Source organism: Kibdelosporangium aridum (assembly GCF_900176515.1).
GTDB classification, from domain to species: Bacteria; Actinomycetota; Actinomycetes; order Mycobacteriales; family Pseudonocardiaceae; genus Kibdelosporangium; species Kibdelosporangium aridum.
Genome location: NZ_FWXV01000015.1, coordinates 69,037 through 93,512, shown reverse-complemented (window position 1 = coordinate 93,512; position 24,476 = coordinate 69,037). Strand labels below are relative to the sequence as shown.

Below are 24,476 nucleotides of genomic sequence, written 5' to 3'. Positions count from 1 at the left end.
GGATTCCTGTGTCCGACAAGCCTGACGCCGTCGTTGGTGAGATGAACGAGCCGGAAGCCGGCGGGTGCCCGGTTTCCGCGGGGCGTTTCAACCACCCCACCGAGGGTGGGAGCAACCGTGACTGGTGGCCGAACCGGCTCAACCTGGCGATCCTGCGCAAGCACTCGGTTGTCGCCAACCCCATGGACGAGGGTTTCGACTACGCCGCCGAGTTCAAGACCGTCGACCTCGACGAGCTCGCGAAGGACGTCGACGCCGTACTGACGTCGTCGCAGGACTGGTGGCCCGCCGACTTCGGCCACTACGGCCCCTTCATGATCCGGATGGCGTGGCACAGCGCGGGTACGTACCGCGTCGAGGACGGCCGCGGTGGTGCGGGTGCGGGCATGCAGCGGTTCGCTCCGCTCAACAGCTGGCCGGACAACGGCAACCTGGACAAGGCGCGCCGCCTGCTGTGGCCGGTGAAGAAGAAGTGGGGCCGCAAGATCTCGTGGGCCGACCTGATGATCTTCACGGGCAACCGCGCGCTGGAGACCATGGGCTTCAAGACCTTCGGCTTCGCCGGTGGCCGCGCGGACGTGTGGGAGCCGGACGAGGACGTGTACTGGGGCCCGGAGCGCACGTGGCTCGGCGACGAGCGCTACACCGGCGACCGCCAGCTCGAGGCGCCGCTCGCCGCTGTCCAGATGGGACTGATCTACGTCAACCCGGAGGGCCCGAACGCCAACCCGGACCCGCTGGCCGCGGCTCGCGACATCCGTGAGACGTTCGGCCGGATGGCGATGAACGACGAGGAGACCGTCGCGCTGATCGCCGGTGGCCACACGTTCGGCAAGACCCACGGTGCGGCCGACCCGGACAAGTACGTCGGCCCCGAGCCGGAGGGCGCCTCCATCGAGGAGCAGGGCCTCGGCTGGCGCAACACGTTCGGCAGCGGCAAGGGCCGTGACGCGATCACCAGTGGCCTCGAGGTCACCTGGACGCCGACGCCGAAGCAGTGGAGCAACTGGTTCTTCCACAACCTGTTCGAGTACGACTGGGAGCTGACCAAGAGCCCGGCCGGCGCTCACCAGTGGACGCCGAAGAACGGCAAGGCCCGCAACACCGTGCCGGACCCCGAGGACGGCTCGCTCAACCGCACGCCCGGCATGCTGACCACCGACCTTGCGCTGCGTTTCGACCCGATCTACGAGCAGATCTCCCGCCGGTTCTACGAGAACCCGGACCAGTTCGCGGACGCGTTCGCCCGTGCGTGGTTCAAGCTGACCCACCGCGACATGGGCCCGATCCAGCGCTACCTCGGCGCGCAGGTGCCGCAGGAGGAGCTGATCTGGCAGGACCGTGTCCCGGCCGTGGACCACGAGCTGGTCGACGAGGCGGACATCGCCGTGCTCAAGCGCAAGATCCTCGACTCGGGCCTGACGGTCTCGCAGCTCGTGACGACGGCGTGGGCGTCGGCTTCGACCTTCCGCAGCAGCGACAAGCGCGGCGGCGCCAACGGTGCCCGCATCCGCTTGGAGCCGCAGCGTGGCTGGGAGGTCAACGAGCCCGACGAGCTCGCCCAGGTGCTGCGCACGCTGGAAGAGATCCAGGAGTCGTTCAACAAGGCACAGAGCACCGGCAAGAAGGTCTCGCTCGCCGACGTGATCGTGCTGGGTGGCACTGCCGCGGTCGAGAAGGCCGCGAAGGACGCCGGCTACGACGTCCAGGTGCCGTTCACCGCTGGTCGCACGGACGCCTCGCAGGAGCAGACGGACGCCGAGTCGTTCGCCCCGCTCGAGCCGAAGGCCGACGGTTTCCGCAACTACCGTGGCAAGGGCAACCGCCTGCCGTCGGAGTACCTGCTGATCGACCGCGCGAACCTGCTCAACCTCAGCGCACCCGAGCTGGCCGTGCTCGTCGGCGGTCTGCGTGTGCTCGGCGCGAACTACCAGCAGTCCTCGCTTGGCGTGCTGACCTCGACGCCGGGCCAGCTGACCAACGACTTCTTCGCCAACCTGCTCGACATGGGCACGGAGTGGAAGCCGGTCAACGGCGACGGGGAGATCTTCGAGGGCGTCGACCGCGCCACCGGTGAGGTCAAGTGGACCGGCAGCCGCGTCGACCTGATCTTCGGGTCGAACTCCGAGCTGCGGGCCGTCGCGGAGGTGTACGCCAGCGACGACGCGAAGGAGAAGTTCGTGCGGGACTTCACCGCCGCGTGGGTCAAGGTCATGAACGCCGACCGGTACGACCTCGTCTGATCTGCTGAAAAACCGGATGCCCAGGTCTTTGCGGACCTGGGCATCTTTTTGTGTCGAGTCGCGGGTGGATCGCTCGTCCTTGGGATGTGTTCGCTTCAAGGAAGGGATGAAATCCATGGACACGATGACGTCGTATCAGCAGGCACAGGACAAGCTCGACTCGGTGTTGAGCGCGGTCGGCCCGGACCAGTGGGACGGGCCCTCGGCGTGTTCGGAGTGGACAGTCCGGGATGTGGCAGGCCACCTCATCTGGGGCCAGCACCAGTTGCGAGCCTGGGCCACTGGCGCGGATTACACGGAGCGTGCAGGCGCCCCGGGCTCGCCGAACCCAGGTGTGATGGCCGGAGAAGACCCCGTGGAGACATGGCGGGCGGCGCGCGCGGCTTCGGTGCCGACGTTGACCGAGGAGGCGCTCGCACGAACGACAACCATCACCGGGATCGGCGAGGTGTCGTTGGCGGCACTGCTCTCCCTGATGATCACCGACACCGTCACGCACACGTGGGACATCGCCCACGGGATCGGGCTGGGCGTCCAGCTGGATCCGGCGCTGGTGGCGATCGCGTTCGACTGGGGGCGCCGCAACGTGGTGCGCCGTCCGGGTTTCTTCGGACCTGAGCTCACCGCTCCCGGGGACGCCGACGACCAGACCTGGATGCTGGCGTTCTTGGGACGCGCGGCCTGGGAGCCTGTCGCGGCGTAGGTTCCGCCTGAAGAGGCCCGTCCGACAGCCGGACGGGCCTCTTCACCTTCTTGGGTCAGCTGACCCGGACGAAGACCGGGTTGGAGTAGAACCAGAGGTCAGTCCACGGGTTCTCCTTGCCGTCCGCCAACGGCTCCAGCTCGTCGGTGTTCGTGCCACGCACCCTGGCGTACAGGTCCTGCTCGACGTTGCGCAGGGTGTGGCGGATGACGTACTCCGAGCCTTGGCGACGCCAGTCCCGTGGGCCGAAGCGTGCGACGACCTTCGTCGTCGGGTTGGTGTCGGCGTCCAGGTTGGCGTTGACGCCGGTGACGTTGCCGACGATCAGGTCGACTCGGCGGACCTCGGGGCGCTCGCCGTTGCCGTTCTTGCCTTGCAGTGGACGGAACCTGATCTCGATCTCCACGTCGTTGCGGTCGCGACGGCTCAACATCAGTGTCTCGCCGACCATCGCTTCGCGGCCACGGCCCTTGGCGGTCAGGTCGAGTGTCGTGACCAGGTCACCGGTGGTGACGAAGATCCGGCCGTTGCGCAGCGCGTCCATGATGTCGCCGTAGTCCTGCCGCGCCAACACATACGTCTTGCTGTACTCGCCGGGCCAGAAGTCGGCGCCACCGCGGGTCCAGTGCACGTGTGAGTCCGACGTCGCGGTGATCCACCACTTGCGGCCTTCGCCGAGCAACGAGTCCCATAGGCCGCCGACGCGTGCGGTCATCTGGTCGTAGCCGCCGTACGTCGGGTGGTTGCCGTAACCGCCGCGCGCTCCGCCGTTCAGCGGAGCCGCCTGGTGGCCGGGAGCGCCTTCGAAGCCGACGTAGATCTCCGGCGCGATGTTGTTGCCGTTACGGAACTCCCGTGGCGTGTCCTGGCCGTAAACACCGAGACCGGTCGCCGAGCGGGACGTGTGGTGTGCGATCACCAGCGGCTTGTCGCGCATGTCCTTGGCGGCCTTGAGGAACTCGATCATCTTGGCCTCGGTGTCCCGTGCCGGGTCCGTGGGGAACGCATCGAACTTGGCGAACCGGCTCTCCAGCTCGAACAGCTGCTTCGCCTCGTCGTCGTGCCGGGGGATCATCAGCGTGTGGTGGTCCAGTTTGGGCGTGTCGAACTCCATGCCCCAGAACTGCAGGACCTCGGGGACGAGCTGGCGTGACCGCAGCAGGTCGGGGTAGGCGAGCTCAAGGTTGACCTTGGAGTGCGTCGGGCCGCCGTGGTCGGTGCACATCGCCCAGGTCAGGCCGAAGTGCTTGGCCATGATGGCGTTGGTGACAATGGGGTACACCGCGTCGGCGCCCTTGTGGAACCGCGGTGGCGTGACCGACGTGTCGAACTCGCCGCTGTACTCCGAATGCACGTGGTGGTCGCCCGCGCGCCACGACCGGTTACGCGAATCGCCATGTCTGGTGCGGTCATCGTCGTCCTGAGCCCAAGCCGAACCGCTCGTGGCCGCCGCACCCGACGCGACGAACGTCGCACCGACTCCGGCGTATTTGACCAGTTGACGCCGGGAAAGCCCGGGACGTCGTTGCTCGGTCATCGTGTTCCTCTCCTCATACGCGCCGCGCCGACACGCGGCCGGGCGAGTATCAGCTGCGATCTTGAACGCCCTGTGAACCAGGTCTGTCGATAGGATCTGCGTGTGATGGGCTCGGCAGAGCGTGAGCTGCTTCCGCGGGGAATGCGCTACGCCTTGGGGTTGCGGCTCGTACTGGTCGGCACGTCCAGCCTGTGGTCGCTGTTGTTCGGCTCGGCGCCCAACCAGGCGATCACCACGGCCGTCGTGCTCGGGCTCAACGTCTGGAACCTTTGGTACGCCTACATTTTGGCCCGTGCCGCACGGCGGTACTGGTGGGTGGCCGCGGACGTCGCCATCTTGTCCGGGGTCGTGCTGACCCAGTTCTGGACGGTCACGTCTGATCCGCGGGCCGGCGGGACATGGGTGTTGATCGCGATGGCGATCACCTTGATCACGTATCCCTGGTTGGTCAGTGGGCTGGTTCTCGCCGTGATCACTGTGCTGCTCGTGGGTCTGCACTACGCCGGGACGTGGCTGGCGGATCCGGGTGGTTGGCTGGTCAGCGAAGCGGTAGTGGTGTGGACGGTCGTCGAGGTCGTGTTGTCATGGGCGCTCTATCGCTTTGTGCGGCGCAGTGCGCGGGCGGCGGATCGGGTTGTCGAGCGGGAAGAGTCGTTGCGTCGTGAAGCGGCGGTCTCGGCTGCGCGGCGTGCCGACGAACGGGAGTATTTGGCTGCGTTGCATGACACCGCGTCGGCGACCTTGCTGATGGTCGGCGCGGGGGTGGTGCAAGGGCGGGAGTCCTGGCTTGCCGAACAAGCGGCCCGCGATCTGCGTGAGGTCAGCGGATCGCAGGTCGAACCTACCGCTGAGACCGGCCTGCTGGAGCTCCTGCGGGACGTGGCCGCGCACACGACCTTGCAGATCTCCTGGAGCGGCACCGATGTGCGATTACCCGCGGTGGACGCGGTCCTGTTCAGTCGTGGGGTACGCGAGGCACTGACCAACGTGGTCCGGCACGCGGACACCGATCGTGCGGAGATCCACGTGCTCAAGGACGACAACACTGTCACGGTCGAGATTTCCGACCACGGCAAGGGATTCTCGCCCGATCAAGTTCCGGATCATCGTTATGGCGTCACCCGTTCCTTGGTGGAACGGACGAAACGCGCCGGTGGCAACGCCGAGATCATCAGCAGCCCTGGCAGCGGAACCACGGTCCGGATGACGTGCCCGCTGCGGCGTGAGGAACCGTCGGGTGACGACGCGAGACTGATCGGCACGTCCTTCCAGCGCGGTCTGCGCTGGGGCGTCATCGTGATGAGCACGGCGATCCTGCTGGGTCTCGACTTGCCAAGGCTGTTGTCCAGCCAGGACGCCTATCACGCGATGTGGCCACAGTACGTCACCTGGCTTGGTCTGCTCGCGGTGACCGTTGTGGTGGCGGTCGCGACATGGCGTGACAAACCGCTGGGCAGGTCGCGCTGGGTGCTGTTGGCGTTCGTGTTCGCCCTGTCGATTCTCGGTGCCGTGTCAGTAAAACCGGAGTACCTGCTAGGCCCCGCGCACTGGTCGGAAGGTGACGCCGGTTGGCAGGTAGTGCTGCTGATGATGGACAGCCGGGTGGTGGTCTTCGCCAGTGTCCTTGTCGCGCAGTACCTGATGACGTTCGGCGTGGCTGTGGTCGCCGGGCAGGCGGCGTTGTCCGTCGTGGGTGTGGTGAACGCGACCTGGGCTGTGCTGACGTATCAGTTGGCGATCGCCATGATCGCGGCGGTGTTGCGAGGACTTGCCGTTCGCTCAGCGAAGGTCGCGCGCGACGAGGAACAGCTGCGCACGGCCGAGGCCGTCGCGCGGCAACTGCACGAGGACCGCAAGCAGCGGTACGCGGGGTTGGCGGAGACGACCGTACCGCTGTTGCAGGGCTTGGCTTCTGGAGAGCTGGATCCGGCGGAGGAATCCGTACGGCGGTCCTGCGCGGTCGAGGCGGCGAGGATGCGCCGCCTGTTCGCAGAGGGCAGTACGGTGAGCGACCCGTTGCTGCACGAATTGCGAGCGTGTATCGAGACGGCCGAACGTCTTGGTGTCCCGGTCTCCTTCGCCGAACGCGGAACGCGGCCGACGTTGCCCGCGCAGATCCGCAGGCGCCTGACCGAACCCACCATCGCCGCATTGGCCACCGCGCGAGGCAAAGCACGCGTGACCGTCACGGGAACAGACGAGACGGTCACAGTCAGCGTGCTGGCCGCGTGTGAGCCGTACACGTCCACATCGGACACGGACGGCGTGAGCATCTCGGCAATGCAGAGCGGCGACCGGTGGTGGATTCAGGCGACTTGGCAGCTCACGTGACGAGGTGGTTCAACACCGCGCGCACCCGGGGTTCGTGTTCCCGTCCACGGCGCGTAGCCAGGTGAAGCGAGTTCAGCACCGGCTTCGGCGGAGTGTGCAACACTTCGAGGGCTCCCGTCGGCGATCCCTTGCTGTGCTATGTACATCGGGACCACTGCCAGGCCCGCTCCCGCGCGAACGGCTGACGCCACGGTCCGCATATCGGGCACGGTCAGCACGGGTGCAGGAGCGGCGATACCCCAGCACGTGCGGAAGTAGCGGCGCGCCATGGGCATGGACTCCGAATAACCGACGAACCGCCGGGCGTTGTCCGTCGGATCATACGGAGCTTCGCCGCGCTTGCCGATCAGCACGAACTCCTCGTCGCGCCAGTGCAGGAGGTACAGCTGTGGCAAGCGGGACCAGCATCGCCGAGGCGACATCGGAGCACCGGTGGAACCCGATGCCTGATCCGGCGACAACCCCGGTGCCGAACCCGCCGTTGCCCAAGAACCTGAGCCGGGAAGAGCGCGCGCACCTGAAGACGTTCGACGAACTGGATTTCGACGTCTTTACGCACGCGAAGTGGGACCGCCTCGGCGAGAGCCACGCTCAGCACGTGCGTGTGCACTGGCCGGACGGGCACTACACGGACGGCATCGACAAGCACATCGAGGATCTGGCTGCGCTGTTCGTATGGGCTCCGGACACCCGGATCCTCTCGCATCCGCTGTGACTGGCCACGAACGAGCTCACCGCGGTCACCGGCGTCATGCAGGGCACCTTCACCCGGCCGATGCCCGACGGGAAAGGCGGCTTCATCCAGCCGACCGGCAGGAAGTACGCGATCAACATGGCCACGGTAGGCATCTGGAACAGGCGCGGAACGATGGACGAAGAGTTCCTGTTCTGGGACAACCAGACGTTCTACCAGCAGATCGGCCTCGTCTGACGAGCACCGCTTCCAGGGACCGGCCTGGAAGCGGTGATTCTTTTCGGCAAGACTGTGGTCGCCGGTCTGGCGATCGTGCGCCGGAATGATCCACTGGCGGCGTTCGATCCGCAGGCGGATCACGACGTCGCTGCGGAACTGTACGAAGGCGCTGTCGGCAGGCCAGTTCCCCGCTGGAAGGAGACCCATGTCCGAAGGAACCGTCGTCACCGCGTCCGACGGCTCGCAGGTGACCCTCGCCCCGGTCGGCCAGACGATCGTGTTCGAGAACGAACACGTCCGGGTGTGGGAGATCGTGCTCGAGCCGGGCGAGCAGCAGCCGTGGCACCAGCACCTCAACCCGTACGTGGTGATCTCCCTCGGGCCTGCCGACAACCGGATCGATCCCTTTGACGGTGGCGAGCCAAGGCTGGTGCACGAGCCACTCGGCGGTGTTGTCTACCGCGAGCCCGGCGAGGTGCACATGCTCACCAACCGCGGCACGACCCCGTACCACTGCAGGCTGATCGAATTGAAGTACCTAGGCGGCCATGTCCCGCCAGCCACGGGCGACTGACCGTCGACATCGGACAGGATCGTCCCCGTTGCTGACGTAGAGCGCTGTCAGCATCGGCACGCCGTTGGCGAGCGCGTCGTGGGGGAGCGGACCTCCCGTGACCAGGGAAGCCAGGCCGTGTCCGATGGCCCAGCTTTGCGTCGCCAGCGTCAACGGGTCGGCCTCGGCGTGCAACCGCCCGCCGGACTGCGCTCGCTCCACGGTCTCGACCAGGTGGTGCAAGGTCTGGTCGGCCTGCTCGGGATCCTCGAGTTCGAACCCGGCGTCGAACATGACCCGGTAGAGGTCGGGTTCGGCCAACGCGTGGGAAATGTACGAAGCTCCCAGCGCGGCGAGGTCACGGACCGGGTCGCGCGTCTTGCCGACTGTCTCCAGACGGGTGGCCAGCCTGCGAAAACCTTCTTGGCGAACCGCTCGCCACAATCCGTCCATGCTGCCGAAATACGTGTACACGGCCATTGTGGACACACCGGTTCCGTCGACAAGGGACCGCAGCGTGACGGGCTCGCGCACGCGAAGCATGTGAGCGGCCCGTGCGATCAGCAGGGACCGGACCGCCGGATCCTTGGTCCTGACCATATCCATAGCATAGCAATGCTATAGTCAGGGCAGCGAGCTGAGGAGGAAACATGGCCGTCGAGCTGGTCAACCCGGACTGCCTGCCGAAACCCGATGTCTACCGGCAGCTTTCGATCGCGCGGGGATCGAGGATGGTGTTCATGGCAGGCCAGGTCGCCCGGGACGCCGAGGGCAACCCCGTTGGCGAGGGCGACCTGGCCGCGCAGGTCGAACAGGCCTATCTGAACATCGGCCGGGCGATGTCCGAGATCGGCGGTTCGTTCGACGACGTGGCGAAGCTGACTGTCTATGTCGTCGACTGGAGCCCGGAGAAGTTTCCGTTGCTCGGCGAAGGGGTTGCCCGCGCCGCGGAAAAGCTCGGGGTGGATCCGGTCAAGCCGATCACGTTGATCGGTGTGTCGGCGTTGGGCGAACCGGATCTGTTGGTCGAAGTCGAGGCTACGGCTGTGTTGGACTGAGGGTTACCAACGCCTGCACAGGAAGATGGTCGGACGGGAACTGGTTGTTGCTGGCGTAGGTGTTGATGGCCGCGGCCTGGATCGTCATGCCGCCGCGGGTGAGGATCCAGTCGATCCGGGGACCGTTGGGCACCAATGGGCGGTAGCCGTGGAACGTGGCGTACAGCGGTGTCCGGCGTTCGGCCGCCGCGGGCCACGTGTCGGTCAATCCGGCACCCGACATCAGGATGTCGTACGTCGGCGTGCTTTGCGCCGCGGCGTTGAAGTCGCCGGTGAGCACGACCGGCAGGCCCGGTGCGATCGCGTTGATCCGGTCTCGCACCAATTCGGCGCTGCGCAGGCGTGAGTTCTCCGACTCGTGGTCGAAGTGCGTGTTGACCACGACGAACTGCCTGCCAGAGCGCGAATCGGCGAACCGGACCCAGGTGACCATCCGGATCACGTTGTTGCCCCATGACTTCGAGCCGACGACGTTCGGCGTGTCGGACAGCCAGTAGTGGTCGAACTCCATCGGTTCGAGCCTGCGGGTGTCGTAGTAGATCGCCATGAACTCGTCACGGCTGCCACCGGCCCGCCCGACGCCGATCCAGTCGTAGTGCTGCGGCAGGTCCCGCTCGATGTCCTTCAGCTGCCCGTACAGGCCTTCCTGAGTGCCGATCACGGTCGGCTGTTCGCGGCGCAGCAACTGGGCCATCACCGGACGGCGAGCCGGCCACGAGTTCGGCTCGCTGTCCGAGGCGTACCGCAGGTTGAACGACATGACGTGCAGCGCGTTGCCCCGAGCCGGGCCGATCACCGGGTTCTCGGCCGCGAATGCCTGTGTGACAGGGAAAAGCAGTAAGCCGGCCAGTACGGCACCGACGACGCGCAGGAGCATCAGGCCACCTCGATCTGGTCTAGTTCCGCCCATCTGGTCAGGTGCTGGAACCGCAAGGTGTTCCAGCCAGGCACCAGGTTGACGTCCAGGGCGGCCACTCGCCAGTTGTCCCAGCCGGAATTCGGGTAGTTCACCACATGTTGTGTCCCGCCGTTCACCGTTACGAGGTGCTGCGCGTCACCGAAACCGGCGGCGTACCGGGCGTGGACGGTGTAGTTGCCCGAACCTGGGGCGTACACCGTGATGTCCACCCAGCTGTCGGCGAAGTCCAGTTTGGCCACCACCGCGCCGTCCGACGCGTTGGGCACGTTCCGGCGGATCTCGGCGTGGTTGATCGCGCCCCGCTCGGCTTCGTAGACGACCCGGCTGCCGCGCACGACCGGATAGTCGTTGGCCCAGCCCAGCTCCGCGACGTACATCCACCGCGTGCGATCCACCCAGCCGTGGAAGAAAATCCGTTCGCCGAGCACATCCGCGCCACCCGGTCCCTGTACCGCGCCGTTGACCGTCTGGGTGGTCATCAGCGGCCGGAATGCCTTGGTGTACGGGCCATTGATCCCCCGTGACACGGCATAGCTCGTGAAGTAGCTGTTCCCAGTGAACACGCCGCCCGAGTAGAACAGGACGTACTGCGAAGCGCGGCGGACGAGAACCGGTGCCTCGATGACGCCATGCTCGTCCGGGTGGTTGTTGCGGATCAACTCGGTCCGGCCGCCGATGAGGCTCACGCCGTCCGCCGCGACCTGTTGCAGCCACACGATCGCAGGCCTTTGCACCGCGTTGCCGTCGTTCTTGTACAGCAGGTACCGCGCGCCATTGCTGTCCACAAAGCTGCTCGGGTCGATGGCGCCGCCCTCAGCGGGGTCACACACAAGCGGACTGTTGCCGGTGGCCTGGAAAGGACCGGTTGGACCAGCGGACGTCGCCGCACCGATGCACATCCGGCCGTTGGCGGTGCTCCTGCCGGTGAAATACATCAGGTACAGGCCGTCCGCGCGGCGGGAGACGTCCGGCGCCCAGAACCCGTGGTCGCCAGCTGCCCAGGATGGCCTGGCAGGCAAGGCGTCGCCTTGTACCGACCATGGCCCGGCAGGTGACGGGGCGGTGGCGACCGGGACGCGCCCCGCCCAACTGCTGGTGGAGTAGGCGTAGTAAGTGGACCCGACCTGAAGCACGTCCGGGTCTGGGAAATCGGCGTTGATCGCCGAAACGGGCGTCACCGTGTCAATCACCGGGTCCGCGGCGGCGGTGCTGCTGAAGGCGAGGATGAGGACGGCAGGGACCAACAGCTTGCGCATACATTCGTCATACAGCAACTAGTTCTCCTACGAAAGGAGTCAATCTTTCACTTCAAGCCAGACCGTTCGCCTGATTGGCCGACGCGGGCTTTGCTCCGTTCGGCCTACGGTGGGCGATATGGCGAGCGATCTGCAACGGCGCAAGGTCAAGAGCGTCTTCACCGCGATGGACGTGGACAGCGACGGATTCCTTGAAGAACGCGACTTCCAGGCATTAGCCGACAGGTGGACGGCGTTGCGCAGCGGGGACGCGCAGTTGCTGTCGCGGATCATGCTCGGCTGGTGGCAGACCCTGCTGTCCGCTTCGGACACCAACCGGGACGACAAGGTGACCCTCGATGAGGTCTTGCTTGTCGTGGACCAGTTGCCGGACATGCCGGACGCGGTGGTCGGGACCGCGGCGGCGATGTTCGAGGCGATCGACGCGGATCGGGACGGATATGTCTCGGCGAGCGAGTACCGTCAGATGATCGAGGCGTGGAACGGCAAGGCCACCGACACGGACTCGATCTTCCCGGCATTGGACACCGACGGCGACGGCAGATTGTCGCGGGCCGAGTTCAGCACCCTGTGGCTGGAGTTCTGGGCGGGCGACAACGCCGACGCGCCAGGCACTCTGGTCTTCGGCCCGCTCGCGGCGTGAGTCACCGCGGCCGCACCAAGCCGGTCTGATAGGCGATCACGACCAACTGGGCGCGGTCTCGGGCGTGCAGTTTCCGCATCGCGCGCTGGATGTGAGTGCGGACCGTCAGCGGGCTGACGACCAGGTGGCCGGCGATCTCCGTGTTGGACTTGCCTTCCGCCGCCATGACCATGACCTCACGTTCCCTGGCGGTGAGTGCGGCCAGTTCCGCGATGGGCGCCTCCGGTTCGGGTGTGGCCAGGAACCGGGCGATCAGCGCTCGAGTGGCAGCAGGGGACAGGAGGGCTTCGCCTGCGGCGACGGTACGGATGCCGTCGAGCAACGCGTCGGCTGAGACATCCTTGCCCAGGAAGCCACTGGCGCCCGCACGCAGAGCCTTGGCGACGTATTCGTCGGTTTCGAAGGTGGTCAGGATCAACACCCGAGTGGTGGACAGGCTCAGGTCGTCGCAGATCTCGGCGGTGGCAGCCAGACCATTGGTGCCGGGCATCCGAATGTCCATCAGAACGACAGAAGGCCGGTGTCGCCGGGTCAGCGCGATGGCTTCGCCGCCGTCCGCGGCCTCGGCGACAACGTCCATGTCCGGATTCGACTCGATCAGCATCCGGAAAGTGCTCCGCAACAGTGCTTGGTCGTCGGCGAGCAGGACGCGGATGGTCATCGGCTCAGTATCGGCAGCTCGGTGACGACGGTGAACCCGCCTTCGGGACGTGGCCCGGCGCGGAACTGGCCACCAGCGGAACGGGCACGCTCGCGCATGCCGATGAGGCCAAAGCCCGCGCCCACGGTGGCAGGCTTGCCGTGATTGTCCACAGTGATCGTCAGCCGGTTGTCGCGATAGGACAGACGAACGCCCGCGGTGTCCACTTCGGCGTGTTTGGTGACATTGGTGAGTGCCTCCTGAATGATGCGGAACGCTGCCAAGTCGACGTCCGGGGGCAGCGGCTGTTGCATGCCGTCGATGGTGACCTCGACGGTCAGTCCAGCTGAGGCGAACGACGCGGTCAGCTCCGGCAACCGCCCGAGTCCCGGCGCGGGTTCGAGGGGCGAACTCGTGTCGTCGGTGTGCCGCAGCAAGCCGACCGTGGCTTTCAGTTCGCGCAGTGCGGTGGCTGTGGTTCCGGTGAGTTCGGTCAGGATCTGCTGGACCTGATCGGGCCGCGAGCGGACGAGATACGCTGCTGTGCCTGCCTGGGCGTTGGCCAATGCCATGTGATGGGCAACGACGTCATGCAGCTCGCGTGCGATCCGTAGGCGTTCTTCGGTGACATGGTGGCGCGCGCGTAGCTGCACGGTCGCGCCAAGAACGACTGGCAGCGGCAGGAAGAAGATCGGGCTGAGGATAACCAGTGGCCACGGATAGCCGTACTGATTGCCCAGCACTGACGCGGCAACGATCAACGCGGTGACACCTACGCAGTACAGGCGCGTTGTCCTGCCCGGAACGCGCATGGCCAACTCGTACAACGCGACCATGACCGGTGCGAGGTTCAAGGGTGTGATCAGGTAGCCCACTCCTCCCATAGCCGTGACGCACAGTGCCGTGAACACGACGACCGCCCGGGGATGGCTGCGTCGCCACAGCAGGGCCAGTGAGGCGGCTGCAGCCAGTGGAAGAGCGGACGACCAGCCCAGGTCGCCGACGGCGTCCGGCAGGTTGCTGTTGAGCGTCGCGGTGCCGGACTCAGCCAGGAGCAACAAGGCGATCAAGGCCGCGTCGACGACACGGGGATGGTCGTTGGCGTACTGACGCCAGCTGGTCCTCATCACACCCTCGATGATGCCCGGTCCAGCCACCGTGGCAGTGACCACGCTCGTTCGCCCAGCAGCGCGAGAACAGCGGGCACGATGGTCATCCGGACGACGAACGCGTCGAACAGGACCGCGGCGGCCAGGCTCAGCCCGATCATCTTGATCATCGGCAAGTCGCCGCCGACGAACCCGGCGAACACCGCGATCATGATCAGCGCGGCGGCCGCCACCACCCGGCTGCTGTGCCGGAACCCGGTGACCACGGCTTGGCGGGCGGGTTCGCCGCGCGTGTGCGCCTCCCGCACCCTGGCCACCAGGAACACCTCGTAGTCCATGGCCAGGCCGAAGATGATGCCCACCAGAACGATCGGCATCATGCTGATGATCGGCCCGGTCTGGTGCAGCCCGATCAGCTCGGCGCCCCAGCCCCACTGGAAGACCGCGACAACCACGCCCAGTGAGGCGAACACCGACAGCAGGAACCCGGCGACGGCCTTCAGCGGCACGAGCAGGGACCGGAAGATCACCAGCAACAGCAGGAAAGCCAGGCCGAGCACGAGCGCGAGGTACACCGCCAGCCGGTCCAGCACCTTCTGGGCGACGTCGATGTTCACGGCTGTGGTGCCGCTGACCATGAACGTGGAGGTCCGGTCGGCACGGATCCGCCGGACGAGATCCTTCGTCGCCTCGCTGGTCGGAGCGGTGGCCGGGATCGCCGTGAACAGCGCGGTGTCGCCAGCGGGGCTGAACCGGGGTGGCGAAACGGTCGCCACGCCAGGCGTGCCGGCGATCTTCGTGGCGACGGACTGCGCCGCTGCCTTGGGATCGGGCGTGCCTTGGGCGTCCACCACGATGGTCAGCGGACCGTTGAACCCGGGTCCGAACCCGTTGGCCAAGGCGTCGTAGGCCCGGCGCTCGGTGGTCTCGGTCGACTTGGATTCGTCCCCGGGCATACCGAGCTGCAGGCCGAGCACCGGCAAGGCAAGCACGGCCAGCCCCATGACCGACGCCAGCAGCACCAACACTGGCCGCCGCAGGACGAACCCCACCCACCGAGCACCGTTACTGCTCTTGGGGCGCCGCCGGGCGAGAACGGTGTTCGGGCAGAACGCCAGCAGCGCGGGAACCAACGTCAACGCGATGAGCACCGCGACCGCGACAGCTCCGGCCGCGGCAACGCCCATCATGGCCGCCGCCGGGATACCGATGACCGACAGCCCGGCCAACGCGATGATGACGGTGAGCCCGGCGAAGACCACCGCCGAACCGGCCGTACGCACCGCCAGACCTGTGGCCTCCTGCGGCGAATGCCCGTTGGCCCGTTCCTCGCGATAACGGGAGACCACGAACAGCGCGTAGTCGATGCCGACCGCCAGCCCGAGCATGGACGCCAGCGTGCTGCTGGTCGAGGACAGGCCGAAGACACTGCCGACGGCGAAGATCGTCAGCAGGCTGATGCCGACCCCCAGTACGGCGGTCAGCAGGGGCAGCCCGGCGGCCACGACCGACCCGAACGTGATCAGCAAGACCAGCGCGGCGAGCAGGATGCCGACCAGTTCACTGACTCCGCCGATCGACGGTTCGCTTGCCAGGATCGGTCCGTCGACATCCACCGTCAAACCTGCTGTCCGTGCTTGGTCGACGGCATCACGTAGGCGTTGTTTCGTATCGTCGGAAATCGTGTCGGCGCTTGCGGTGTAGGTGACGGTCGCGTACGCCGTCGATCCGTCCCCGCTGACAGCACGGCCTTGGAAAGGGCTTACCGCACCGGCAACTTGGCTTCCGTGCGTGACTTCGGTGACGACACGTTCGATGATCGCGCGGTTTTCCGTGTCGGTGACCTTTTCGCCCGCAGTGGCGACGAACACGATCCGGGCCGTGGCCATGTCAGGATTCCCGGCGTTGCCAGGAAACCGTTGCTGCATCAGCTCGAACGCGCGCTGCGCCTCGATGTCCGGCATTGACTGCGAATCATCAGGCAGCTCCGACGCCGTGCTCGACGCGAAACCGACAACGCCAAGGACGAGCACCCACGCCACAACGACATGCCAGCGCCGTCGAAATGCGAAACAGCCCAGCCGGTACAGGAAATTAGCCACCTGGTCAGGTTCGTCGCCGCGAACCCAGCTGTCGTCATGCGCCCGCAGACACTTCGCGTACTGAAATCGCAGTACAGCGTCAGCCCTCGAGTTGGGTGATCACCCCGAGCAGCTCGTCGGTCGCCAGGTGCAGGAGCTTGGCGGCCGACTGCTTGGCGCGGTCCTTGTCGCCGGACGTGATGGCCGCGGCCAGGTGCCGGTAGCTCTCGACGCGGCTGACTTCGGCGCTGAGCACGTTCGCGAGCGCGTCGATCGCAGGTTCGTAGGACGCGCGCAGGTTGTTGAACATCAGGCGGAAGACGATGGAGTCGGCACCGTCGACCACGTGCTCCCAGTAGAGGAGCGCACGGTGTTGCTGGGCGACTGGGTCGGTTGCCGCGGCAAGGTCGTCGATTGCTTGCTGTAGCGGTGTTTCCAGGTCCGCGCCGGCTCTTGCGGCTGCCAGCGCGGCGACTTCCTGGCCGATGAGCAGGCGAGCCTCGACGATGCTGCGGATCACGCCGAAGTCCAGCTTGCCGCCGCGGATCAGCAGGCGCGGCAACAGGTCGAGCCCGGCATGCTTGCGGTAGTCCAGCACGGTGGTGCCGTCACCTTGACGAACCGCGAGCAGTCCTGAGTGCGCGAGCCGTTGCAGGGCCTCGCGGACCGCCGGGCGCGAGACGCCGAGCACCTCGGCGAGCTGCCGTTCGGCCGGGAGGTTCTTGCCGGGTGCGAGCTCGCCACCCACCACGTCGTCGAGCAGCTGCTCGTAGACCTCGTCGGGGACTGATCTGCGCTCGACTCGCTTGAATGCCACAGCGCCACGCTACCCGTGGTCAACTGGTCATACCACTGCTACAGTGGTCAGACCACTTGACCACTTGCCGGGAGGATGGCCCATGGACGTGGACACGGGATCACGACGCAGTCAGATCTCACTCGCCGATGCCGCCCGGGTTTTCTGGCGTTATCCGTCGCCCTGGATGATCAGCGGGGTGCTCGTCGCCGCGGCGATCGCACGCGTCGCGCTCGGCGACTGGCGTCCGGCCGACGCGCTGATCCCTGCGATCATGCTGGTGGCGTTCCCGCTGTTCGAGTGGATCGTGCACGTCGTGATCCTGCACTGGCGGCCACGGCGCGTCGGTTCGCTCACAGTGGACTCCCTGCTGGCGCGCAAACACCGTGAGCACCACGCCGATCCGCGCGATGTTCCGCTGATCTTCATCCCGTGGCAGACGTTGCTGTGGCTGCTGCCCGCTGTCATCGCCATTGGGCTGTTCGCATTTCCCAGTACTGCGACGGGGTTGACGTTCTTGACGTTCCTTGGCGTGCTTGGCATCGGTTACGAGTGGACGCACTATTTGGTGCACAGCGACTACAAACCTCGCACCAAGGCGTTCCGGGCGGTGTGGCGTAACCACCGGTTGCACCACTTCAAGAACGAGCACTACTGGTTCACCGTCACCACGTCTGGAACCGCCGACAGGGTTCTGGGCACTCACCCGAATCCTGCCGACGTCCCCAGTTCTCCTACGGCAAAGGCATTGCACGGTTTGTGAGGCTGCTCAGAGAGCGAGTCGTTGCCACGATGCCGTGTCCCGCAGCAATTGCCGGTCATGCGTCGCGAGCACGACTGCAGCCGAGGTCGCCCCGAGCGCTTCGGTCAGCTCGTCGACAAGCGCTGCCGACAGGTGGTTGGTTGGCTCGTCGAGCAGCAGCACATGCGGCTGACTTGCCAACACCAGAGCCAAATCCAACCGTCGCCGCGCGCCAACTGACAACTCGGCCAACGGCCGGTGCACGTCATTGCGGTCCAACAGGCCCAGCTCGCCCAACCCAGGCGCGGACTCGGTCGCCCGTTGCGCGTACAGCTCCATCGCGGTACGGCGACCTGACGGCTCAGACTCCTGCCCCAACCGTCCAATCCGTACGGGCCGTGCCCGGGTAACCGTGCCCGTGGTCGGTTCCAGGTCGCCTGACAACACAGCCAACAGCGTCGACTTGCCCGCGCCGTTGGGTCCCGTGACCACCAGGCGGTCTCGTGAATCCAACGCCACGGCGACGGGACGCTCAAGGCGCCCCGCGACCGTCACGTCGTCAGCCCGCAACAAGGTCGCGCCGCGGTACTCAGGCAGTTCCGGCATGGTGAACCGCTTGGGTGGCGGCGGCACCGCGACCACATGCGCTTCCAACTCCTCCTGCCTGCGGTGCACGGCCCGAACGAGACCGGGCGCCCGAGTGGCACGGGTGTGTTTGCCGTGGCCCTTCTCCGGCCGCCAGTTGTCACGCAAACGGTTCTGCGCCGCGGACAGGTCGTCAGCCAGCCGCTGGCGCTCAGCCATTTGCTCACTGTGCAACGACTCCCAGCGCGCCCGCTCCGCACGCCGGCCCTCGACGTAAGCGGCGTAACCACCGCCGTACACCCGTGGCCTGCCGTCGCTTGACGGATCCAGGTCAACCACCGTCGTAGCCACATCCGCAAGCAAAGCCCGGTCATGGCTGACGATCACGACCACACCTGTGTAGGCGCGCAGTTGCTCAGTCAAGTGCTGAAGCCCACCCGCGTCCAGATGGTTGGTCGGCTCATCGAGCAACAACACGGAATGCCGTGCACCAAGCAAACAAGCGAGCCGTACGCGGTGACGCTGCCCGACGGACAGGGTCTCGAGTGGACGTGTGCGGTCGCTCACCGCATTCAACGCGGCGAGCGAGACCTCGACACGCCGATCGGCGTCCCACGCGTCGAGCGCCTCAGCATCCGCGAGCGCGGCAGCAAAGGCGTCATCGGCGCCCGGACGATCTTCGGAAAGCGCCTCCGTGGCTTGTTCCAGGTCGGCCAGGGCACGCCGTACCGCCGCCAGCTCGACGTCGATCAGGTCACCAACGGTGCCACCGAGCAGGATCTGCTGATCAGCCACCCCAAGCGAGCCCGCCCGGTGCACTTCGCCGCGGTCGGGGAGAAGGTCACCGGCAAGCACCCTGAGCAGAGTGGTCTTGCCCCGGCCGTTCTCACCGACCAAGGCGACGCGATCGCCCGCGGCGGCGACAAGGTCGACCCCAGCGAGCACAGGCCGCCCGCCGAAGGAGAGATGAACACCGGACGCGCGAACGTGCGCCGCGCGCGCAGGGGCGAGCGAAATTCGAGACGACATGAAGAAACTGCCTCCAGCAAGAGGTGATACAGAGGGAAGGACGAACAGCGGCACCGCGATCCGCGGCACCGGTGGAGGCGTCGTCTCCTCAGAGGAAGAACAGCTGCTGTATCACGTCAGGCAGGGTAGATCATCGCCGTCAGGCCCGTCAGCCGAATTTCCGTGACACCGGAGATCTTCGGGGCCAACTGGCCGGGACCAGCCCTTTGCGGGTGGTCGCCACCACGTCTACCGTGCCCATGTTCTGCGAACCGGCGCTGGTGCGAAGACAGCACTCTCTGGTGTGCCCGTGCGCTGAACGGTAACGACATCGAGGGCTGTCTGGTGCACACTCTTCGACGGGATTGCGTTACCAAGGGGGAAATGATGTCCGCAGTGAGTTCGTGGCTGGCCCGGCTCGATGCCTTCGTGGCGGCAGTGCTCGGCTTTTTCGCCGTCCGCACGCGAGCCGAGGTGCCCACTTCGGATGAGGATGCGGTGTACCACGGGTACAGCGCCACGTGTTTCGCGGTTTGGCGTACTTACGACGAGGGTGAAACGCCCCGGCAGTGAATTCTGGTTTCCGCGTCGGCCACCCCCAGGGAGCCGACGCGGAAACCTTCTCCAGGCCGCCAGTTGCTGGGGACGATCGACTCGGCAAGGGCAGTCGAGCCGGCGGCTGGGCTTGTGGTGCCGGCCGTGTCCCCCTCTGCCAACGGCCGGCGATCTCTGTTCTAGCGCGAAAAGATTGTTCGGTGTCACACGGTGGACACCGAACATCAACGTCTGAACAATGAACGCGACCCAAGGGGGTGTGGGTGCCTCGCCACGAGCAGCCACTGGACGCCGGCGCCGACGCGGTCGTCCAGTTCGCCGCTGACCTGCGGCTTCTGCGGGAGAAAGCGGGTAGTCCGCCCTATCGCGAACTCGCTCGGCGCGCCTATTACTCGGCTGGCACGTTGTCCGAGGCGGCAAACGGCCGCAGACTGCCAAGTCTGGCCGTCACTGTGGCGTACGTCGAAGCGTGTGCTGGTGATGTGGCCGCGTGGGAAGCTCGCTGGCGAGAACTCGCGGCCGACTTGCACCTCCGAAATCGCGATGAACCGGACGGACACGCGCCGTATGTCGGCCTGGCGTCTTTCGGCCCGGAGGACGCCGACCGATTTCACGGCCGCGACAAGCTCATTGCCCGGCTCGTCGAAGCGGTGACCGAAAAGCACATCGTGTTCGTGGTCGGCGCTTCCGGCGCGGGAAAATCCTCGCTCGTCCGTGCCGGGCTCGTTCCCGCGGTGCGGTCCGGCGGTTTCCACGACGTGGTGATAACGCCGGGCCCGCATCCCTTCGATTCATTGACCCACGGCTTGGCCCACGGCAGCGAATCCACCCGGCTGCTGCTGATCGTCGACCAGTTCGAGGAACTGTTCACGTTGTGCCGCGACGAGCAAGAGCGGCGCCGATTCGTCGAGTACCTGCGCACAGCCGCACAAGGCGACAGCCGGATCGTGTTGTCCGTACGGGCGGACTTCTACGCCCACTGCGTGCGATATCCCGAACTGGCCGCGGTGCTGCAGGACTGCCAAGTCCTCGTGGGGCCGATGAGCAGCGACGAGATGCGAGAAGCCATCACGCAGCCGGCGATCGGCAGCGGCCTGCGGGTCGAGACCGCGCTTGTCGCCAGGTTGATCGCGGAAACCACTGGTCAAGCCGGAGCGTTGCCGCTGCTGTCCCACGCGTTGCGGGAAACTTGGCGCAGGCGCCAAGGAGCAACGCTGACGCTGGCCGCGTATGAGGCGACGGGCGGAGTGCAGCACGCGCTCGCACATTCGGCTGAGCACGTCTACTCGTCGCTGACCGAATCGCAGAAACACCGTGCGCGCTTGCTGTTCCAGCGGCTGGTGGTCGTCGGCGAAGGCACCGAGGACACCAAACGGACGCTCAGTCTCACCGAACTGGACGCCGACGACACGGAAACGGCGCTCGTCCTTGAGCGTTTCGCGGACGCACGGCTGCTCACACTGGATCGGGATGTCGCGCAGATCGCACATGAAGCCCTGATCCGGGTGTGGCCGCGGCTGGCCGGATGGCTTGCCGAGGACCGGGACACCCTGCGGCTGCACCGGCAGTTGACCGACGCCGCGAACACCTGGGAATCGCTGCACCGCGACGAAGGCGTGCTCTACCGGGGTGCGCGGCTGGCGGGAATCCAGGACTGGGCGGTCGCACATGAGGACGTGCTCACCTCACGGGAGAAGGAGTTCCTGGCCGCCAGCCGGTCCCTGGCGACACACGAGCAGAACCAAGCGCGGCGGACCGCCAGAAGGCTGCGAAGACTGGTCGCCCTGCTGACCGTCCTGTTGCTGCTCGCCGCCACGACAACGGTCGTCGCGGTCCAGGCGAACAACGCGGCGACAAAGCAGCGAAATGCCGCGTTGGCGCAGAAAGTGATCCGGGAAGCGGCGGAGCTCAGGGCCAGCAACCCCGCGTTGGCCGCCCAGCTCACGCTCGCGGCCTATCGCCTCGATCCAACGCCGGCCGCCCGATCCCGGCTGATCGACATCGGTTCGGCACCGCACGTCACCCGGCTTCGCCCGGACACCGGCAGCCGGGTGTTCAGCATCGCGTTCAGTCCGGTCGGTGACCTGTTCGCGATGGGTGGATGGGACACCAAGGTCGGCCTCCAGCTGTGGGACGTACGGGATCGGCTGCGACCTCGGCACCTGGCCACTCTCCGGCGCAGCCCCAAGTCGGTGGCATTCAGCCCGGACGGACGCCTGCTCGCCGTCGCGGAGGCCGGTGACCGCGGCAATGCAGGCCTGTGGGACGTCAGCGATCCGGTTCGTCCACGCGAGATCGCGGTGCTGGGTAACGTCCGCGGCGAGCCCGAGGGGGCGCTCGGCACCTCAGTGGTGTTCGCCCCCGACGGGAAAAACTTGGCGACCGTGGACATCAACCGGACGGTCCGGTTGTGGGACGTCACAAACCCACGTACACCAAGCCTGCTGGCCACCCTGCCGGGGGACGGCACAGAGAACACCCCGCCAGGAAGGTGGGTCGCTTTCAGTCCACGGCAACCCATCCTGGCCACGTTGAGCTCTGGGACCACCGCGCAGCTCTGGGACATCGCCGATCCCCGTCAGCCGCGGAAACTCGGTGTCATGGCGGGACATGGCGGTCCGACAAGGCACGTGGCGTTCAGTGCCGATGGCGCAACCGTGGCCACGGCGGCGGAGGACCTGGCTGTCCGGCTGTGGAACGTATCCGACCCGTTGGCGCCGCGTCCGCAAGCAGTGATCACCGGACACACCAACCCGATCACGTCGGTGGCGTTCAGCCCGACCGCTCCGCTTCTCGTCACCGGCTCCACCGACCGGACCGCCCGGCTGTGGGACGTCTCCGACAGCAACGCACCGAACCAGCTTCGCGCGATCCACCACAAGGACAACGTTTCGTCCCTGGCGTTCAGCCCTGATGGCGCGGTGCTCGCGGCGTCGAGCGACGGGGAAATGCTGCACGACCTTTCGTCACTCACCTTGGCGAGCCATAGCAATCCGGTGGCCGCGTTCGCTTTCAGCCCGGACGGTAAAACCCTGATCAGCGGTGGACGCGATCAGACGCTGCGCACCTGGGATGTCACCGATCGGCTCGCGCCGAAGCCGACCGCCGTCGCGCGCACGGGTCAGGAGATGTTCTCGCTGGAAGCCGGACCCGATCACCAGGTTGTGGCAACGGATCTCGCGGGCAGGACAACGGTCTGGCAGCTGAAGCCACAACCGCGTGAGATCGCTGAAATCCCGGCAGGGGAGGGAATCGGTCCGCTCAGCTTGAGTCCTGACGGCCGGTTGCTCGTCAAAGGAACTGAGGTGTGGGACCTCTCGGACCTCGCGAGTCCGCGTCGGCTGACGCAACTGGACGGCGAGCAGTGGGCAGTGGCCGCCGCCTTCAAGCCGGACAGCAGGCTCATGGCGATCTCCAACGGTGCGGCGACATCGTTGTGGGACCTGACCGATGGCGAACGGCCGAAGCGGGCAACGGCGTTCCGCACCTTGGAATTGTCCGCGCTGGCCTTCAGCGCGACGGGCCTGTTGGCCAGGATCGGCGACCAGAACGCTGTGGAACTCTGGCGCACCGACGGGACGCCAGAGCGACTGGCGACAATTTCCGTGCCGACAGCCGGGTTGAGCGACAACGGTCCGCCCTTGGCGTTCAGTCCTGACAGCCGTGTGCTCGTCGTGGCCAGTGACAATTCCGTGGCACGAGTCTTCGACGTGTCCGATCCTCGCGCGCCTGTCGAGATCGCCACCCTGGAAAGACATGAAGCCCAGGTTCGAGCCGTGGCCTTCAGTCCGGCGGGAGATGTCGTCGCCACCGCCGGTGACGACCGGGCCATCCGCCTGTGGGACCTCAACATCGACCGCGTCGCCGAACGCATCTGCGGCACAGCGTATCCACGGATGGACGCAATGGACTGGGGGACGTACTTTCCCGAAGTGGACAGTAACCTGCCGTGTCGGTGACTACAGCATCTCGAGTGGCCGTGGCCTGGTTGGCGCCGGGAACGACGCATCGATCTCGGCGATGTCCTCGGCGGTGAGACCGATGTCGGCTGCGGCCGCGTTCTGCCTGACGTGCTCAGGATCAGCGGCACGGGGGATGGCGTTGACACCGTCCATTCGCAACACCCACGCCAGTGCGATCTGGGCTGCCGTGGCGTTGTGCCGTCGCGCGACTTTGTCCAACGCCGGGTTGACCAGCAGCCGGCCTTGTTCGATGGGGGAATAAGCCATCACCGGGATGCTTTGCTCGGTCAGCCAGGGGATCAGGTCGTACTCGGGGCCTCGGCGGGCCGGGTTGTAGAGGATCTGGTTGGTCTGGCAGCCGTCGGACACGGTTGTCAGTTCACGCATGTCGTCGAGGTCGAGGTTGCTCACGCCCCAATGACGGATGAGGCCTGCCTCAATCAGGTCAGCGAACCCGGCGATGGTCTCCTCGAACGGGATCCGGCCACGCCAGTGCAGCAGGTACAGGTCGATGTGCTCGACGCCAAGGCGCGCCAGGCTGGCCTGGCACGCCTTGACCGTACCGCTGCGGGTCGCATGGTGCGGCAGGACTTTGTCCACAAGGAACACTTCGTCCCGCCGCCCGGCGATCGCCTCGCCGACCAGTTCCTCCGCGGCCCCGTCGGCGTACATCTCCGCCGTGTCGATCAGCGTCATGCCGAGGTCGAGTCCCAGCCGCAGGGCGGCGATCTCCTGCGCGCGCCGGTCGGCACGCTCGGCGAAGTACCACGTGCCGAGCCCGAGTGCGGGGATGCTGTCCCCGGACGGCATGTCCACCGATCGCGCCGAAGTCGTCATGCACG

Annotated in this window: 22 protein-coding genes; 11 read left to right on the top strand and 11 right to left on the bottom strand. The window is 66.4% G+C overall.

Annotated features, from left to right (window positions below; translation table 11 throughout):
* The first annotated feature begins 8 nt into the window (after positions 1-8).
* Entirely contained in the window at positions 9-2,243 is a 2,235-nt protein-coding gene (katG, locus tag B9C43_RS49825; RefSeq protein WP_084434308.1) for a catalase/peroxidase HPI, read from the top strand.
* A gap of 115 nt (positions 2,244-2,358) precedes the next feature.
* A complete protein-coding gene (locus B9C43_RS49820; protein WP_084434307.1) occupies positions 2,359-2,946 on the top strand; it encodes a TIGR03086 family metal-binding protein in 588 nt (195 codons plus the stop codon).
* 55 nt (positions 2,947-3,001) lie between these two features.
* Here B9C43_RS49820 and B9C43_RS49815 read toward each other — a convergent pair whose 3' ends face one another.
* Complete coding sequence (locus tag B9C43_RS49815; protein ID WP_084434306.1) at positions 3,002-4,483, bottom strand: CehA/McbA family metallohydrolase domain-containing protein; 1,482 nt, start codon at positions 4,481-4,483, stop codon at positions 3,002-3,004.
* Between the two features lie 105 nt (positions 4,484-4,588).
* Between B9C43_RS49815 and B9C43_RS49810 the strand changes: the two genes are divergently transcribed.
* A complete protein-coding gene (locus B9C43_RS49810) occupies positions 4,589-6,814 on the top strand; it encodes a sensor histidine kinase (protein WP_084434305.1) in 2,226 nt (741 codons plus the stop codon).
* On the opposite strand, the gene B9C43_RS57985 is transcribed toward B9C43_RS49810, so the two are convergent.
* Positions 6,790-7,209 carry a type 2 periplasmic-binding domain-containing protein gene (locus B9C43_RS57985; RefSeq protein ID WP_200826064.1) on the bottom strand — a complete coding sequence of 140 codons (420 nt, stop codon included), beginning with the start codon at positions 7,207-7,209 and terminating at the stop codon, positions 6,790-6,792. The two genes, B9C43_RS49810 and B9C43_RS57985, sit on opposite strands and share 25 nt — an antisense overlap.
* Between B9C43_RS57985 and B9C43_RS57980 the strand changes: the two genes are divergently transcribed.
* The 3 genes from B9C43_RS57980 to B9C43_RS49795 all read left to right on the top strand — a co-directional run bounded on the left by B9C43_RS57980 (position 7,203) and on the right by B9C43_RS49795 (position 8,301).
* Positions 7,203-7,529, top strand: a complete 327-nt coding sequence (locus B9C43_RS57980) for a hypothetical protein (protein ID WP_200826063.1) — start codon at positions 7,203-7,205, stop codon at positions 7,527-7,529. The genes B9C43_RS57985 and B9C43_RS57980 overlap by 7 nt on opposite strands.
* Before the next feature lie 36 nt (positions 7,530-7,565).
* The gene (locus B9C43_RS57975) at positions 7,566-7,745 is read left to right on the top strand and encodes a hypothetical protein (protein WP_200826062.1); all 180 of its coding nucleotides are present in this window, start codon (positions 7,566-7,568) and stop codon (positions 7,743-7,745) included.
* A 187-nt stretch (positions 7,746-7,932) separates the two neighbouring features.
* Complete coding sequence (locus tag B9C43_RS49795) at positions 7,933-8,301, top strand: cupin domain-containing protein (protein ID WP_084434303.1); 369 nt, start codon at positions 7,933-7,935, stop codon at positions 8,299-8,301.
* On the opposite strand, the gene B9C43_RS49790 is transcribed toward B9C43_RS49795, so the two are convergent.
* The gene (locus tag B9C43_RS49790; protein WP_084434302.1) at positions 8,266-8,880 is read right to left on the bottom strand and encodes a TetR/AcrR family transcriptional regulator; all 615 of its coding nucleotides are present in this window, start codon (positions 8,878-8,880) and stop codon (positions 8,266-8,268) included. The genes B9C43_RS49795 and B9C43_RS49790 overlap by 36 nt on opposite strands.
* A 50-nt stretch (positions 8,881-8,930) precedes the next feature.
* Between B9C43_RS49790 and B9C43_RS49785 the strand changes: the two genes are divergently transcribed.
* Positions 8,931-9,338 (top strand): RidA family protein, encoded by a 408-nt coding sequence (locus B9C43_RS49785; protein ID WP_084434301.1) that lies wholly within the window; start codon positions 8,931-8,933, stop codon positions 9,336-9,338.
* On the opposite strand, the gene B9C43_RS49780 is transcribed toward B9C43_RS49785, so the two are convergent.
* Together B9C43_RS49780 and B9C43_RS49775 are read right to left on the bottom strand one after the other, a co-directional pair.
* Positions 9,319-10,215, bottom strand: coding sequence for an endonuclease/exonuclease/phosphatase family protein (locus B9C43_RS49780; RefSeq protein ID WP_200826061.1), 897 nt, complete (start codon positions 10,213-10,215; stop codon positions 9,319-9,321). The two genes, B9C43_RS49785 and B9C43_RS49780, sit on opposite strands and share 20 nt — an antisense overlap.
* Entirely contained in the window at positions 10,215-11,513 is a 1,299-nt protein-coding gene (locus B9C43_RS49775) for a family 43 glycosylhydrolase (protein ID WP_084434299.1), read from the bottom strand. The genes B9C43_RS49780 and B9C43_RS49775 overlap by 1 nt, the downstream gene beginning before the upstream one ends.
* Positions 11,514-11,631: 118 nt before the next feature.
* Between B9C43_RS49775 and B9C43_RS49770 the strand changes: the two genes are divergently transcribed.
* Positions 11,632-12,156, top strand: coding sequence for an EF-hand domain-containing protein (locus B9C43_RS49770; protein WP_143447164.1), 525 nt, complete (start codon positions 11,632-11,634; stop codon positions 12,154-12,156).
* A gap of 1 nt (position 12,157) precedes the next feature.
* On the opposite strand, the gene B9C43_RS49765 is transcribed toward B9C43_RS49770, so the two are convergent.
* The 4 genes from B9C43_RS49765 to B9C43_RS49750 all read right to left on the bottom strand — a co-directional run bounded on the left by B9C43_RS49765 (position 12,158) and on the right by B9C43_RS49750 (position 16,803).
* Complete coding sequence (locus B9C43_RS49765) at positions 12,158-12,817, bottom strand: response regulator transcription factor (RefSeq protein ID WP_084434298.1); 660 nt, start codon at positions 12,815-12,817, stop codon at positions 12,158-12,160.
* The gene (locus tag B9C43_RS49760; RefSeq protein ID WP_084434345.1) at positions 12,814-13,923 is read right to left on the bottom strand and encodes a sensor histidine kinase; all 1,110 of its coding nucleotides are present in this window, start codon (positions 13,921-13,923) and stop codon (positions 12,814-12,816) included. The genes B9C43_RS49765 and B9C43_RS49760 overlap by 4 nt, the downstream gene beginning before the upstream one ends.
* Positions 13,923-16,007: an MMPL family transporter gene (locus B9C43_RS49755; protein WP_084434297.1), complete on the bottom strand. Its 2,085-nt coding sequence runs from the start codon at positions 16,005-16,007 to the stop codon at positions 13,923-13,925. Before B9C43_RS49755 ends, B9C43_RS49760 begins: the two co-directional genes overlap by 1 nt.
* Before the next feature lie 79 nt (positions 16,008-16,086).
* Positions 16,087-16,803, bottom strand: a complete 717-nt coding sequence (locus B9C43_RS49750; RefSeq protein ID WP_084434296.1) for a FadR/GntR family transcriptional regulator — start codon at positions 16,801-16,803, stop codon at positions 16,087-16,089.
* Positions 16,804-16,885: 82 nt separating this feature from the next.
* On the opposite strand from B9C43_RS49750, the gene B9C43_RS49745 reads away from it, so the two are divergent.
* Complete coding sequence (locus B9C43_RS49745) at positions 16,886-17,545, top strand: sterol desaturase family protein (RefSeq protein ID WP_084434295.1); 660 nt, start codon at positions 16,886-16,888, stop codon at positions 17,543-17,545.
* Between the two features lie 6 nt (positions 17,546-17,551).
* Here the strand turns inward: B9C43_RS49745 and B9C43_RS49740 are convergent, their stop codons facing one another.
* On the bottom strand, positions 17,552-19,138 hold the full coding sequence (locus tag B9C43_RS49740) for an ABC-F family ATP-binding cassette domain-containing protein (RefSeq protein ID WP_084434294.1): 1,587 nt from the start codon (positions 19,136-19,138) through the stop codon (positions 17,552-17,554).
* A gap of 366 nt (positions 19,139-19,504) precedes the next feature.
* Between B9C43_RS49740 and B9C43_RS56305 the strand changes: the two genes are divergently transcribed.
* Both B9C43_RS56305 and B9C43_RS49735 read left to right on the top strand, forming a co-directional pair.
* Positions 19,505-19,690 (top strand): hypothetical protein, encoded by a 186-nt coding sequence (locus B9C43_RS56305; protein WP_143447163.1) that lies wholly within the window; start codon positions 19,505-19,507, stop codon positions 19,688-19,690.
* 245 nt (positions 19,691-19,935) lie between these two features.
* On the top strand, positions 19,936-23,631 hold the full coding sequence (locus B9C43_RS49735; protein WP_143447162.1) for an nSTAND1 domain-containing NTPase: 3,696 nt from the start codon (positions 19,936-19,938) through the stop codon (positions 23,629-23,631).
* Here the strand turns inward: B9C43_RS49735 and B9C43_RS49730 are convergent, their stop codons facing one another.
* Positions 23,632-24,471: an aldo/keto reductase gene (locus tag B9C43_RS49730; RefSeq protein ID WP_084434292.1), complete on the bottom strand. Its 840-nt coding sequence runs from the start codon at positions 24,469-24,471 to the stop codon at positions 23,632-23,634. It lies immediately after the preceding gene.
* Positions 24,472-24,476 lie beyond the last annotated feature (5 nt).

Bases quoted from the DNA above. Each gene is read 5' to 3' on its own strand.
- B9C43_RS49820 (WP_084434307.1), top strand. From the start codon at position 2,359: ATGGACACGATGACGTCGTATCAGCAGGCACAGGACAAGCTCGACTCG.
- B9C43_RS49815 (WP_084434306.1), bottom strand. From the start codon at position 4,483: ATGACCGAGCAACGACGTCCCGGGCTTTCCCGGCGTCAACTGGTCAAA.
- B9C43_RS49810 (WP_084434305.1), top strand. From the start codon at position 4,589: ATGGGCTCGGCAGAGCGTGAGCTGCTTCCGCGGGGAATGCGCTACGCC.
- B9C43_RS57975 (WP_200826062.1), top strand. From the start codon at position 7,566: ATGCAGGGCACCTTCACCCGGCCGATGCCCGACGGGAAAGGCGGCTTC.
- B9C43_RS49795 (WP_084434303.1), top strand. From the start codon at position 7,933: ATGTCCGAAGGAACCGTCGTCACCGCGTCCGACGGCTCGCAGGTGACC.
- B9C43_RS49790 (WP_084434302.1), bottom strand. From the start codon at position 8,880: ATGGTCAGGACCAAGGATCCGGCGGTCCGGTCCCTGCTGATCGCACGG.
- B9C43_RS49785 (WP_084434301.1), top strand. From the start codon at position 8,931: ATGGCCGTCGAGCTGGTCAACCCGGACTGCCTGCCGAAACCCGATGTC.
- B9C43_RS49780 (WP_200826061.1), bottom strand. From the start codon at position 10,215: ATGCTCCTGCGCGTCGTCGGTGCCGTACTGGCCGGCTTACTGCTTTTC.
- B9C43_RS49775 (WP_084434299.1), bottom strand. From the start codon at position 11,513: ATGCGCAAGCTGTTGGTCCCTGCCGTCCTCATCCTCGCCTTCAGCAGC.
- B9C43_RS49770 (WP_143447164.1), top strand. From the start codon at position 11,632: ATGGCGAGCGATCTGCAACGGCGCAAGGTCAAGAGCGTCTTCACCGCG.
- B9C43_RS49765 (WP_084434298.1), bottom strand. From the start codon at position 12,817: ATGACCATCCGCGTCCTGCTCGCCGACGACCAAGCACTGTTGCGGAGC.
- B9C43_RS49760 (WP_084434345.1), bottom strand. From the start codon at position 13,923: ATGAGGACCAGCTGGCGTCAGTACGCCAACGACCATCCCCGTGTCGTC.
- B9C43_RS49745 (WP_084434295.1), top strand. From the start codon at position 16,886: ATGGACGTGGACACGGGATCACGACGCAGTCAGATCTCACTCGCCGAT.
- B9C43_RS49740 (WP_084434294.1), bottom strand. From the start codon at position 19,138: ATGTCGTCTCGAATTTCGCTCGCCCCTGCGCGCGCGGCGCACGTTCGC.
- B9C43_RS56305 (WP_143447163.1), top strand. From the start codon at position 19,505: ATGTCCGCAGTGAGTTCGTGGCTGGCCCGGCTCGATGCCTTCGTGGCG.
- B9C43_RS49730 (WP_084434292.1), bottom strand. From the start codon at position 24,471: ATGACGACTTCGGCGCGATCGGTGGACATGCCGTCCGGGGACAGCATC.